Below are 13,769 nucleotides of genomic sequence, written 5' to 3'. Positions count from 1 at the left end.
CAATGGAATGCTTGCTATAATCATGATGTAAGCATATCCAAGAAAAAGGGTAAGGGGAGGACAAAAACAGGTATGCTGAATGTTCTTCCCTTTTCTTATGGAATAGTCATAATCTAGTCTTAACGAAGGCTGGGTGAATATAAACAGAAAGCAGGGGTATCATGTTTAAACGTGTACATTTAATTGTTTTGGATTCAGTAGGGATTGGTCAAGCACCTGATGCGGACAAATTTAATGATGTAGGAGCTGATACGTTAGGACATATTGCCGAAGTAGCTGGATTAACCATTCCTAATTTAGAAAAATTAGGTCTAGGTACCATTGCACCCCTAAAAGGTGTACAAGCAGTTGAGGATCATCTAGGCTATGCTACTAAGCTAGAAGAAATCTCTGTTGGGAAAGATACGATGACTGGCCACTGGGAAATTATGGGACTAAATATTACCAAACCATTTAGAGTTTTTCCAAATGGCTTCCCACAAGAATTATTAGATAAAATCGAAGCTTTTTCTGGTCGCAAAGTTGTTTGTAACTTGCCTTATTCAGGGACTAAGGTGATTGATGATTATGGAAAACACCAAATGGAAACAGGAGATTTAATCGTCTATACTTCAGCCGATCCAGTTTTACAAATTGCAGCGCATGAAGAAATCATTCCATTAGATGAATTGTATCGTATTTGTGAATATGTCCGTGAAATTACCCGCGATGAACCATATATGATTGGTCGGATTATCGCGCGTCCTTATGTTGGTACACCAGGTAACTTTACTCGTACAAGCAATCGTCATGACTATGCATTAAATCCTTTCGGTCATACTGTTTTAAATTCATTGAAGGATGCCGGCAAAGATGTGATTGCAGTAGGCAAGATTAATGACATCTTCAATGGTCAAGGAATTACCGAAGCAATTCGGACTAAGAGCAATATGGATGGCGTGGATCAATTATTAAAAGTGATGGCAAAAGACTTTGATGGCTTAAGCTTTACGAATTTAGTGGATTTTGATGCTTTATATGGTCACCGTCGTGATGTACAAGGCTATGCCGATGCCATTGAAGCATTTGATGCACGTATTCCAGAATTATTGGCGGCTATGCAGGAAGACGATTTATTATTAATCACAGCTGACCATGGTAATGATCCAACCTTTACGGGAACGGATCATACGCGAGAATATGTTCCATTGTTGGCTTATAGTAAAAAAATGCAAGGTCAAGGAGCATTAAGTCAAGGCTTTTATTCAGATATTGCCGCAACAATTGCTGAAAACTTTGGCGTTGCAGCTACTGAAAACGGCAAGAGCTTCTTAGCTGATTTGAAATAATTAGGAGGAAAATTCATGACTTTACAAAACCGTTTAGCTGAAACAACTGATTTTATCCATCAAAAAGGCGTAGACGCTGTTGAGTTTGGGTTAATTTTAGGTTCTGGTCTAGGAGAATTAGCTGAAGAAATCGAAGACAAAATCGTGATTCCCTATGCTGAAATTCCGCATTTCCCAGTATCGACCGTCGTTGGGCATGCGGGCCAACTAGTTTACGGTACTTTAGCAGGGAAAAAGGTTTTGGCGATGCAAGGTCGCTTCCATTTTTATGAAGGACACTCTATGCAAGTAGTGACTTATCCTGTTCGAGTGATGTCTGCCCTTAAAGCACATTCCTTAATCGTAACCAATGCTTGTGGTGGAGTGAATGAAGCTTTTGCGCCAGGTGATTTAATGTTGATTACTGACCACATTAATTTCATGGGGACCAATCCATTAATCGGTAAGAATGAAGATGAAATCGGTCCACGCTTCCCTGATATGTCTCAAGCCTATCATTTAGATTATCGAAATGTGGCAAAACAAGTGGCTGAAGAAAAAGGTTTACACTTAAAAGAAGGAGTGTACATGGGCTTTACCGGTCCAACGTATGAAACACCGGCTGAAATTCGCTTTGCCCGAACAATTGGTGCGGATGCAGTGGGTATGTCTACAGTGCCTGAAGTGATTGTCGCTGTTCACAGTGGTCTTAAGGTATTAGGCATTTCATGTATTACTAACCTTGCAGCTGGTATGCAAGCTAACTTAAATCATGAAGAAGTAGTTGAAACGACCGAACGAGTTAAAGCAGAATTTAAAGCTTTAGTCAAAGAAACTTTAGCTGCATTATAATGATAAATTGGAAGGAGCATATGAATGAGCGTTCATATTGAAGCCAAAGCAGGCGAAATTGCTGATAAAATTTTATTGCCAGGAGATCCGTTAAGAGCGAAATACATTGCCGAAACTTTCTTAGAAAATCCTGTATGTTACAACAACGTTCGAGGAATGCTAGGTTTTACTGGAACTTATAAAGGTGAAAGAATTTCTGTTCAAGGTACAGGGATGGGGATGCCTTCAGCTACTATCTACGCCCATGAGTTAATTAATTCTTATGGTGTAAAAAAATTAATTCGAGTAGGAACTTGTGGGGCGATTTCTAAAGATGTCCATGTCCGCGATCTAGTCTTAGGTCAAGGTGCGGTAACTAGCTCTTCAATGATTGCTAAAAACTTTGATACTTTCCATTTTGCACCGATTGCCGATTTTAAATTGTTAAAAACGGCTTATGAAATTGCTCAAGAAATGGGAACGACAACCCACGTAGGAAATCTACTTTCAGAAGATAGTTTCTATAAAGATGATATGACTGAAACCATTCAACTAGCTAGTTTAGGTGTGATGGGTGTTGAGATGGAAGCAGCCGCACTTTACTATTTAGGTGCTAAGTTTAATGTCCAAACGCTAGCTATCTGTACGGTTAGTGATCATATTATTACCGGAGAAGAAACAACTGCTGAGGAACGTCAATTGACCTTTAACGATATGATTAAGGTAGGACTAGAAACAGCGATTCATTCGTAAAGTATAAAAAGATATTTATATGATATGTAAGTAGCAAGTGCTTGTTTAACAAACAAGTACTTGCTACTTTTTAATAGTGATTCGCTTCTGCAATTAATTGTTTTAATTTATCTGGAAAGATTAGATAGCCTTTCTTTTGTTTACTTATGTACTGATTATCACGTAACCATTTCAATGTATAGGTAAGATGTCGATAGCTTGTTCCTAAATAATCGGCAATTTGTTCGTGCTTTTCCTCGTAAATATTATCAGTAGAAAATTCCAATAACAACATAGCTAGTCGATACTTCAATGAAAAGCTTTGATTTTTAGTAAAATGATCTGTCCGTAGTAACATTTTTTGAGCGATATGTCTAGCGATGGTTTGTAGAAATTGAACATCATAATAGAGTTCCTCCTGAGCAATGACTTGTGGGATAGCAAAAGTCCATACCTCGCCAATAGCAAGTATATCTGATGATTTTTTTTCGCCCTTCACTAAGGCTAAATCTCCTATAAAGTCACCAGCAGATAAAAATTGCGCAATCCTTTGTTTACCATTTGGCTCATTACGTAGGATTTTGGTTTTTCCTGATAAAATGAAAAAAAGATAATCAAAGGTGTCGCCTTCATGATTGAGATATTCATTTTTAGTAAAATGAATAATACGGCTGTCTTTTAGAATATTTTCATTAAAAATAGGGGGGATTTGATTAATAAGGTGTTTAACCGGGCAATCTGTAAGTAAATATTTTTTCATAATTATATATTCAACTGGGAGATTTCTCCTAGTCTATCCTTTCTTTATTACTTATAATCTATTATACCACTAATAGTCGGTATATTTTTAAAATTCAGAAAATTTTGGTAAAAGGAGGAAAATAAATGAAAAAAAGAATGGTTTTTATAAGTTTGGTTTGTAGTATTTTCTTAGTTGGTTGCAGTAGTGGTTCGAAGGATGTTTCAAAACAGACTGATTCAAAAAAAGTGGAACAAAAGCTTACTATTAGTTCAGAATCAGCAATCTCAACAATGGTTCCTTCACTTGCAATGGATACTACTTCCACTTTAGTAATGAATCAGGTGTATGAAGGTTTATATACTTTGGGTAAAAATGATAAATTTGAATTGGGTGTGGCGGCAGAAGAACCTGATATTTCTAAGGATCAAACGGTTTATACTTTCAAATTACGAAAAGATGCCAAATGGTCTAATGGTACGCCAGTCACTGCAGATGATTTTGTTTTTGCATGGCAAAAATTAGTAGATCCACAAAACGTTTCACCTAATGCAGATATTTTATTTAACGTTGTAAAAAATGCCAAAGAAGTTGCAGAGGGAAAACGAGCACTAGATGAATTGGGAATCCGGGCAATTGATGATAATACATTGGAAATTACTTTAGAAAAACCTACACCGTATCTTGTCTCGCTGCTATCTTTTCCTGTTTTGTATCCACAAAATAGAGCGTATGTTCAATCTCAAGGTGAAAAATACGCTTCTGATGCAGAACATTTAATTTATAATGGCCCATTTAAACTTTCAAAATGGAGTGCGGTTGGCGACAATTGGTCTTATGTCAAAAATGAAACCTATTGGGATGAAAAGACAGTAAAATTAAAGACTGCAGATGTAACTGTTGTAAAAAGTCCTTCTACTGCAATTAACTTATTTAAAACTGGAGAGTTAGATGTTGTAAATAAACTAAGTGGAGACTTTGTTGCAAACTATCGAAATGACCCTGCATTTGTTGCGGTTCCTCAGTTTGTTACTTTCTTTATCAAAATGAATGGGCAAAGAAATGGGAAAACTTCTATACTGAACAATATTAATGCTCGTAAGGCGATTGCACAAGCGTTTGATAAAAAAGGTTTTGTAAAATCTGTATTAGCAGATAAATCAACCCCAACCGATCAATTGATTCCTCCTGGTCAAACAATTATGCCAGATGGAAAAACAGATTTTGTCAAATCAGCAGAGAAAGCCAATGATTATTTGACCTATAATCCTAAAAAGGCACTGGCATTATGGAAAAAAGCTAAAGATGAACTAAAAATAGAAAATGTCACTTTGCAGTTTTTAACAGATGATACAGATAGTGCCAAACGATCTGCTGAATATTTTCAAAATCAACTAGAGACCCATTTACCTGGTCTAAAAATAGAAGTTACCCAAGTGCCATTTACAATTCGTGTTCAGCGAGATCAAAGTAAAGATTATGATTTAGAACTATCTGGCTGGGGAACTGATTATAGAGATCCATTGACAGTTTTACGTATTTTTACCTCTGATAGTACACAAGGAGGCGTTACTTTTAGTGATCCAACCTATGATCAGCTTATTAATCAAACCAGAAACGAGTATGCGGGTAATCAAGAGCAGCGAATGAAGAATTTTATGCAAGCGCAAAATATTTTAATTAATAAAGTAGCTGTGTTAGCACCAATTTATAATCGTTCGCTTTCAGTATTAGAAAATACTAAAATAAAAAATCTATATTGGCATTCATTTGGACCTACTTATAGTTTGAAATGGGCTGAAAAACAATAGTGAGGATGTGAGAATGTGTTATTAAAAAATGTTCGTTTAGAAACAGCCTTGAAAAAAGTTAAAGGGCAAACATTAGCTACCGAGACAGCAATTTTTGATTTGAGAATAGAAAATGACAGGATTGTAGAAATTAAAACGCATATTGCCCCTGCTGATCAAGAGATTGTCTATGATGTAGAAGGAAATTTGTTAGTTCCTTCTATGAGAGAAATGCATATCCATATTGATAAAACATATTTTGGCGGAGAATGGAAAGCGTGTCGGCCAATTATTAATGGCATCCAAACAAGAATTGACGAAGAAAAATGGCTGTTACCAAGTCAAGAAGCGACTAGCTATCAGCGTGCGGAAGCTATGATTAAGCATTATTTGTCTCAAGGCCATAATCATATTCGTACCCATGTGAATATTGATCCGATAATGAAAACAAGGCACTTAGCCATGGTTGTGGAGTTGTTGAAGAAATATGAAGACGTTTTGACGTATGAAATTGTTGCCTTTCCTCAGCATGGATTGTTAAAATCTGATGTTGCCGGGTTGATTCGAGAGGCTTTAGCAATGGGAGCGACACATGTGGGTGGGGTAGATCCGTCTTTGGTAGATCGACATGTTGATCGTTCGCTTCAACAAATTTTTGATCTTGCAAGTGAACAAAATAAAAAAATTGATCTTCATTTGCATGCTAGAAATTCCTTGGGGTTATATGAATTTGAAAAGATTATTGCTTATACAAAGCAATATCAATATCAAGGTAAAGTAACTTTAAGTCATGCAATGGCTCTAGGTGATTTGAATGCAACGGAGCTAGAAAGTATCGCTAAAAAATTTGCCGAGACTAATATTGATTTAACTACAACAATACCTATTCGCAATACAACTATGCCTATTTTGGACTTAGAAAAAGCTGGTGTAGGTGTCTCGCTAGGACATGATAGCTTAACCGATCATTGGTCACCATTTGGATCAGGAAACACTATTGAGAAACTCAACACGGTAGCGCAACGTTTTTCAATTAGTGATGAGTATCGCTTGTCTAGGTTATTAGGATTTGCTACGAATCAATTGACGCCACTTGATTCACAAGGAATACAGCAATGGCCGAGAGTGGGAGATAAGGCTGATTTTTTCACAGTAAATGCCCAATCAACAGCTCATATGATTGCGAGAAATTTGCCAATTGAACAGGTTTTTGCTAATGGAAAATTAATTGCGACAAGAGGTGAAGTGGATGATTCGATATTTAAATAATGTTCGTTTGGAAACGAATTTTTATAAAGACGAGACAGATTTAACAAGAACAGCGACTGAATTAGTAACATTAGGTATAGAAAATGAAAAAATTGTAGAAATTCTTGTCCAAAAGGAAGGTAGTTATCCTAAAGGCGAAGATATGAAAGGATTATTGGCACTGCCTACATTAAGGGAAATGCACAATCATTTAGATAAGACATACATGCCTTTAGGGTGGCGGGCTACTACACCTGTTGCTAATCTAAAAGAGCGTTTGGCGTTAGAAGCAAATGAATTAGCGCTATTAGCTCCTAGTACGGTTTTACGTGCTGATGCCATGATTAAACATTTATTAAGCTATGGGGTGAGTCACATACGCACCCATGTCAATATTGATCCTTACATTGGCTTAACTAATTTTCATGGTGTTAAAGAAGCTCTAGAAAAATATAAGGACTATCTTACTTATGAAATTGTTGCTTTTCCTCAACATGGCTATTTTTTAGAAAATACTCCTGAATTAATGGAACAGGCACTACAAGAAGGAGCAGATTTAGTAGGTGGTTTAGATCCTGCAGGAATTGATTTTGCAATTGAAGATTCGATTACTGAACTGGTACAATTGGCTCAAAATTATGATAGAGGGATTGATATTCATTTACATGATTTAGGTGATGTAGGGGTTTATACCGTAGAGACACTACTGGATCAATTAGAAAGGTGTGATTTTAAGCATTCCGTTGCGCTTAGTCATGCATTTTGTTTGAAAATATCTGAAGATAAGAAAAGAAACGAATTATTTGAGCGACTGAGTAAGACTAATGTCCATATCATGTCAACTGTTCCGTATGATTTACGTGATCGTAGACCTCCAATCGATCAATTAACACAGGCTGGAGTTGCTGTTAGTTTTGGCTCGGATGGATTTTTTGATTCGTGGAGTTCGTTTGTTTCTGGGGATTTAGTGGAGAAAGTAAAGAATTTTTGTGAAGTAACGGGTAAAATAACGGAAGAAGAAATTGCTAGAAGTTATCAATACGCTTGCGGTAAGCCTTGTCCATTTAGTTTTGATTCGAAAAAGTATTGGTTTGATGAAGGTGAGCTAGCAAATATATTATTTGTTCCTGCAAGCTGTACCGCGGAGTTTGTTGCTAGGCGTCCACTTGAAAGAAAATTATTATTACGCGGTAAGTGGATAGATGTAAGTGACGAAAATAGATATTAAAAAAATATGAATATGACCATCGATTTAATATTTGAGCATATCGATGGTCATATTTTTAATTTATAGGAATACCGATTGTAAAGCAACTTCCCTTCTCATTAGAGGTCACCGTTAGTAACCAATCATTTTTCTTAATGAGTGATTGAATAATATACAAGCCTAGACCGGTGCCCCCACTTTTATGCTTAGTAGTAAAGAATGGTTCAAATATTTTTTCGCGTAATTCTTCAGGAATGCCTGAGCCAGTGTCTTCTACGCTGATGGCTACGAATTGTTTATTTCTATAGATATACGAGTGTTGTTGGAATTCAGCTAACAACTCATTTTGTGCTCGTTTGATTTGGACAAAAATCTTCCCTTGATTATCCATCGCTTGAATTGCATTGGTCAGTAAATTATATAATATAACCTGTAATTCATCTTGGCTGAGTAATAGTTTAAATGTTTCCGATGCTTGTTTAAAGAAAATCTGAATCCCTTTAGGCGCTAACAGACTAATGGTATCTGTGGCTTCCTTGACCGTTTGATTGATATCAATCAAATGAATTTGTGTATTTTGCATCTTAGAAAAATTCAATACTTGTTTAGATAGATTTTGTCCACGTTTAGCCGCCAAATGGATTTCTGTTAATTCGTCTAAAATTTCTGGCTGATCATGATAGTTTTCCATCATTAATTCGATATTACCGATTAAAGGGGTCAAGAAATTATTCATATCGTGAACAATAGATGTTGTAAGTAGCCCAATCGTTTCTAGCTTCGATTCACGTAAAATTGTTTTTTCCAGTTCACTTTTTTGCTGCTCCAACTCATATTGGGCGACGATTCGTTGGTGCTCATTGTAGGCAAAGTTTCTGCGAATATAGGCCCGTAGATTTAGAAAGGCTAGAATGCTGATGGCTAAAATAATAGCTAGTAGCCCTAAAACGATTAAAAAATCTTGAGAAAATAGATTGGTTTGTCTTTGTAAATCAGTATTGCTTGCTACCACCCATTGTTCTTCACCGATTTTCAGCCGTTTAAACACGGCTACTTTTTTTACGCGTTTATAATCTTTTTTAGTCCACCAATAAGAATGATAGACGATTAATCCACTGTCTTTCGTTTTTTGTTCGTGCTCTAAGCGCTGAAGATCGGAATAGTCTAGAGATGGAAACTGTTCTCGTCTTTCTTCTACGATAGTTAGGCCAACTTGCTCGTCTGCTGGGTGCATAACGATTTCCATATTCATATTTTTAACCAAAGAGTACCCTTGCAAATCATTATTACTATCTTGAATATTGTTCTTAAAGAGTTTTTCTAGCTGAATTTGTAAAATAAACACGCCAAGAAGTTGCTTTTGCTCATTTTTTAAATAATAATAGATATTAAGGTAGGAAGCATGATTTTTTTCGTCAAAATAAGCTTGCCCATTTTGTACCTCTTTTTGAAAGGCTAGTTTAAAAATCGGATCTTTTTGTACGAGTGAAGGATTTTTGCTTTTAACTAGCTGCTGTTGTTGATCTAATTGATAACCATCTTGTAGTGTGCCGTTTGGTTGATACAGAAAAATAGCAGAGAAAATAGGCGTATTCTCAGCAAGCAACTGGGTTAAATGTTTGTCAAAAGTTATTTGCTCAGGGATATGCGTAACATTAGGATAGGCTTCGTTGCTATAGGTTTGCAGTGTGTTCACAGTGCGGTCGATTTCTAAGGTTAAGATATCACTGACATAGTTATTAATCTTAGTTAATTGGGTTTTAGCTAGCTGAATAGCCTCGGTATTGGCACTTTGATAGCTATATCCAGTAAAGATCAATCCAAGGCAGGTTAGGATGAGTGAACTAAATAGACAAATGTGTAACCAAAGTTTTGAAGGCTTTCTTAACATGGCAACTCCTTTCCACACACAAAGTAGATTATCTAGGAGGGATACTTTATGCGTAATGATAAGATTCTAGTTGTTGATGACGACGTTTCGATTCGTAGATTGATTTGGAAGTCGTTGCAATCTACAGGATTACTTATTTATCAAAGTGATTCAATTGAAAAAACTTTAGATATTATGACCAGAGTAAAGTTTGATTTATTTATATTAGATATTTCATTAGAATATGAAAATGATGGTTATCATTTAGCGCAATTGATTCGTAATCAAGATCCAATTGTGCCGATTGTCTTTTTAAGTGGTAAGACAAGTGAAAATGATATTGTTACTGGTTTAGAAACCGGTGCAGACTTGTATTTAACCAAACCCTTTACACCTAATGTATTACGTGCGCAAATCATTGCTACGTTAGATCGTTCTAAACAAGTTCAAGGTACGCAACAGGTGAATCAAGTCAACGAGCTCATTGCTGGTGCCTTTAGACTTGATTTAAATCGCTGCCAGCTTTTTAAACATGAAATACCTATTAAGTTGTCCTCAAAAGAATTAAAGCTGATGCAGTTTTTTATGGAAAATCCGAATCAGGTTTTTTCAAAGGAACAGATTTATAATAGTGTTTGGGGCAATGATCAAGTTGATGCCAACACGATTATGGTTTTCATGAATCATTTACGAAGCAAGATTGAGGATAATCCTAAAAATGCTCGTTTTTTAAAAACCGTCTGGGGAATAGGATATACTTTTACCCCAACGGAAGAGTGATTTTTTCCTCGATAATTAACCAAAAGATAGCTAAAGCAAGTACGTCAGCTGCCCCGCCAGGACTTAAGTAACGTTTTGTCAGTAATTGATTGTAGGCTGATAAACTATCTAAAAAGCGTGTTTCATCCGCAATTAAGCTAATTTGTGCGGCTTCGTTTTGAACAGTACGCCAAGCATCTAATCCACCACGATGAATAAGGTTGCTATCTTCAATATTTGCCATTAAAAAAAGGAGTCCGCGTAAAAGTTGGCTCTCTTTTTTTATCGGTAATTGGCCGTTTAAAAAAGGCAGTAGCTGGTCAAAAAGATCAGGATATCCAGCGGCTGCTTGACCTCTAATACCGGTTATCCCGTATTTAATAAACAATTTTTCACCGTTAGTTGAGCGCTTCTTTATTTCCTTTTTTTGTAAATCTTCTTCAATTAAATGTTGGGTCATTTGTTGAATGTATTGGCGAATCTGTTTTTGATCAAACTGATTGAAGGTTGCAGGAAGGTTTTGCATTGTTTTTCCAATAGCTGCTAAAAATAAAGCAAAGGAAAAATTTGCACCTTTATGGGTATTGATTCCCTTCGTTGCTGTTAACATCGCTTTTTCAGCTTTTTGACCAATTTGGCGAATCTTATCAAACAATTGGCGCGGGGTTCCCTGATGCTGATAGCCAGTTAATGCATATTGATAAAAATAAGGCTGTAACGCCAAGATGCTTTCTGTAAAAGTAAATAAATGCATATCGTTGTGTGCACCATTGTCTAATCGATCAACTAATCCGGGCTTAGGTGCTAATTGTACTTCGATAAATAAGGCTTTGGCTGCGCTTTGCTGTAAAAATAATAATCCATCAGACAATCTTATGCTTCTCCATTTCTTTAATAATAAATTGTAGGGAATGATCTAAGTGTTCATGAGTAATCAGTTCGATTTGTAGTTTATCCTTATTTCTCATTCCACGATATAAAAGCCAATGTTCAGCTAATGCTTTTTCCCGTCTTTGTGTGGAGCGAATAGCAATATCACGAAAATAAACTAAATAGGTTTGCAGCTCTAGAACAATGGCTTTTAAACGTAACATTTGGCTTTTTTCATAAATAAATTGATTGAAATCTGAAAAATTTTGTAAAACCTCGTCTACTTTCCCTTCTTGATGTAAGGCTTCACCTCTGATTAATAAAGCTTCTAATTCATCGAAATCTTTTTCTGTCATTAAATGCATGGCTTTGATAGTTGCTAAGGTATCAAGTGATTTACGAATATCATAAATCTCATAAGCATCTTTTATACTGATGCCTTTTACTACAATCCCTATGCGTGGGACGTGTTCGACTAGTTTTTCTTCAACTAATTGCTGCATAGCGAAGCGAATAGGGGTACGCGAGATATTTAACGTATCTGAAAATTCTTTTTCGTTGATGCGTTCACCTGCAGGAATATCGCCCAAAATAATGGTTTTTCTAAAGGCCTCGTAAAGTAAGGTTTTTAAAGGTTTGTTTTGGGTTAAGTCTAAATTTTTTTTGACAGCCTCAATTGTTGGATTCATTTTGCATTCATCCCATCCTTTTAGATATAAAACTTTTTAGTAGTTATTTTTATAAAAATAATCCGCTTTCTTATACTTATATGATATAGTACTTTTGTTTTGAAAACTACAGATTTCATTAAGGAATTTGCCTGTTGTTATAAATAATATGTTAGTTATTAATGTTTTTTTAAGAATTAAAAAATAAAACTTCCTCAAGCAAGCTGCTTGCGGAAGTCTTATTGACAGTTAAAGTAGTATAAATGCGTTTATTGCGCTACGTAGATAGGAATGAATCCTAGAGCTGTAATTGTTACAATAAAGATAAAGAAAATACCTAATGCGTATTTAGCTGATGTACGTTGCCATTGTCCCATATCTAATCCAGTTAAACGAAGTAATAGATAGATAAAGGCAACTAATGGACTTAATAAGTGGAAGGCTTGTCCCATCAATGAAGCTAAGGCCATTTGCATATCGGTAAAGCCATATTGACGACCTGCTTCCGCTAATACAGGTAATACCCCGAAGTAGAAACCATCATTTGAGATGAAGAAGGTACCTGGTGCTGAAATTAAGGCAATAATTAAGCCCCAGAATGCGCCAAGCTGTTGAGGGATAATTTTGGTAAAGCTTTGAGCTAAAGCTTCAGCCATACCAGAGCCTTGGAATAATCCCATAAAGATACCAGCAGCAAATACTAAGATAACGACTTGGACTGCATCACCACCATTGGCACCGATACGTTTAGATTGGTCTTTTAAGACTGGATAGTTGACTAACAAGGCGATACAGGTTCCAACCAAGAATAATAATAATGGTGGTAAAGAGATTGATTCAACAAAAGAACCACTAACCAACCAAGCAATTAAACCAACTGTTAAAACTGCATTAAATAGCCAATTTTTTGGTCGACGAATTTCCAAGGTTTCAGGATCTGTAATTGTAGTCATTTCTTGGATTTCAGCTTCAGTTAAATGTGTAATCCCAAGACGTTCGCGCTCTTGTTTCCCCATTCGGCGTGCAACAAAGAAGATAACGTATAAAACAGAAAGCACCATTCCAGGAAGTAAATAAGAAAGAATATCTGCATCGACCTTTAATACAGCCATAGCTCTGGCTGTTGGTCCACCCCATGGAAGCAGGTTCATGATGGTATTTTGTAAAATGACTAAAACACCCAGATTCATCAATTTCATGCCTAACTTTTTATAGATAGGGATAAAAGCAGAGCAACAGATTAATGTAGTTGTTGTTCCATCACCATTTAGTGAAACTGCAGCAGCGACAATAGCAGTTGCCATTAACACACGCATTGGATCACCTTTGGCAAAGCGAATCATTTTATTAGTAATTGGATCAAATAATCCAGCATCTAACATAATTGAGAAATATAAAATCGCAAATAATAGCATAATTCCGGTATTAGCAGTGGTGCCTACTCCGGCTAAAACATATTCACCTAGGGTTCCTTTTTTGGCTACGCCGGCAAATTTGGCGATTAAAGCAAAAATCATCGGAACTAATACTAAGGCAGTGAAGGGCGACATTTTTTTCTTCATAATGACAAACATGAAGACAATAATCATCGCATAGGATAAAACAGTTAATAACATTTTTTCTCCTCTTTTCTATTTCTTTTTTAGAAAGCGTTATCTATAGTTTTATAAAAAAACAAAATGTTCATTATTGTTTATAAATTAAACTATTCACATAACCGCTTACATGAATTAAGATACTCAAAATAA

General features: G+C 35.9%; 12 protein-coding genes. 7 read left to right on the top strand and 5 right to left on the bottom strand.

All coding sequences use genetic code 11. From position 1 onward, the window contains the following. Nucleotides 1-161 precede the first annotated feature (161 nt). From deoB to deoD, 3 genes are read left to right on the top strand one after another with little or no spacing between them, the layout of a single operon-like run. The gene (gene deoB / locus RK02_RS10620; protein WP_016184241.1) at nt 162-1,328 is read left to right on the top strand and encodes a phosphopentomutase; all 1,167 of its coding nucleotides are present in this window, start codon (nt 162-164) and stop codon (nt 1,326-1,328) included. 15 nt (nt 1,329-1,343) lie between these two features. Continuing rightward, nucleotides 1,344-2,159: a purine-nucleoside phosphorylase gene (locus tag RK02_RS10615; RefSeq protein WP_016184240.1), complete on the top strand. Its 816-nt coding sequence runs from the start codon at nt 1,344-1,346 to the stop codon at nt 2,157-2,159. Nucleotides 2,160-2,183: 24 nt separating this feature from the next. Next, entirely contained in the window at nt 2,184-2,891 is a 708-nt protein-coding gene (gene deoD, locus RK02_RS10610; protein WP_016184239.1) for a purine-nucleoside phosphorylase, read from the top strand. Nucleotides 2,892-2,961: 70 nt separating this feature from the next. Here the strand turns inward: deoD and RK02_RS10605 are convergent, their stop codons facing one another. Continuing rightward, nucleotides 2,962-3,630, bottom strand: coding sequence for a cyclic nucleotide-binding domain-containing protein (locus tag RK02_RS10605; protein ID WP_016184238.1), 669 nt, complete (start codon nt 3,628-3,630; stop codon nt 2,962-2,964). A 125-nt stretch (nt 3,631-3,755) separates the two neighbouring features. Here RK02_RS10605 and RK02_RS10600 point away from each other — a divergent pair, with 125 nt between their 5' ends. Genes RK02_RS10600 through RK02_RS10590 form a run of 3 tightly spaced genes read left to right on the top strand, consistent with a single transcriptional unit; the run spans nt 3,756 to nt 7,875 of the window. Further along, nucleotides 3,756-5,420 carry a peptide ABC transporter substrate-binding protein gene (locus RK02_RS10600; protein WP_016184237.1) on the top strand — a complete coding sequence of 555 codons (1,665 nt, stop codon included), beginning with the start codon at nt 3,756-3,758 and terminating at the stop codon, nt 5,418-5,420. A 15-nt stretch (nt 5,421-5,435) separates the two neighbouring features. Beyond that, nucleotides 5,436-6,668, top strand: coding sequence for an amidohydrolase (locus RK02_RS10595; RefSeq protein WP_016184236.1), 1,233 nt, complete (start codon nt 5,436-5,438; stop codon nt 6,666-6,668). Then, a complete protein-coding gene (locus RK02_RS10590) occupies nt 6,649-7,875 on the top strand; it encodes an amidohydrolase (RefSeq protein ID WP_016184235.1) in 1,227 nt (408 codons plus the stop codon). The genes RK02_RS10595 and RK02_RS10590 overlap by 20 nt, the downstream gene beginning before the upstream one ends. Nucleotides 7,876-7,930: 55 nt before the next feature. Here the strand turns inward: RK02_RS10590 and RK02_RS10585 are convergent, their stop codons facing one another. Next, nucleotides 7,931-9,745 carry a sensor histidine kinase gene (locus tag RK02_RS10585; protein ID WP_016184234.1) on the bottom strand — a complete coding sequence of 605 codons (1,815 nt, stop codon included), beginning with the start codon at nt 9,743-9,745 and terminating at the stop codon, nt 7,931-7,933. Between the two features lie 48 nt (nt 9,746-9,793). Here RK02_RS10585 and RK02_RS10580 point away from each other — a divergent pair, with 48 nt between their 5' ends. Continuing rightward, entirely contained in the window at nt 9,794-10,504 is a 711-nt protein-coding gene (locus RK02_RS10580) for a response regulator transcription factor (RefSeq protein ID WP_016184233.1), read from the top strand. Here RK02_RS10580 and citG read toward each other — a convergent pair. The 3 genes from citG to RK02_RS10565 all read right to left on the bottom strand — a co-directional run bounded on the left by citG (nt 10,485) and on the right by RK02_RS10565 (nt 13,637). Then, nucleotides 10,485-11,354 (bottom strand): triphosphoribosyl-dephospho-CoA synthase CitG, encoded by an 870-nt coding sequence (gene citG, locus RK02_RS10575; RefSeq protein ID WP_016184232.1) that lies wholly within the window; start codon nt 11,352-11,354, stop codon nt 10,485-10,487. The genes RK02_RS10580 and citG overlap by 20 nt on opposite strands. Further along, nucleotides 11,347-12,042 (bottom strand): GntR family transcriptional regulator, encoded by a 696-nt coding sequence (locus RK02_RS10570; protein ID WP_016184231.1) that lies wholly within the window; start codon nt 12,040-12,042, stop codon nt 11,347-11,349. Before RK02_RS10570 ends, citG begins: the two co-directional genes overlap by 8 nt. 248 nt (nt 12,043-12,290) lie before the next feature. Further along, nucleotides 12,291-13,637, bottom strand: coding sequence for a CitMHS family transporter (locus RK02_RS10565; protein ID WP_016184230.1), 1,347 nt, complete (start codon nt 13,635-13,637; stop codon nt 12,291-12,293). Nucleotides 13,638-13,769 lie beyond the last annotated feature (132 nt).

The sequence above is a fragment of the Enterococcus columbae DSM 7374 = ATCC 51263 genome, assembly GCF_000406925.1.
Taxonomy (GTDB): domain Bacteria; phylum Bacillota; class Bacilli; order Lactobacillales; family Enterococcaceae; genus Enterococcus_E; species Enterococcus_E columbae.
This window is presented reverse-complemented; position numbering and strand designations above follow the sequence as displayed.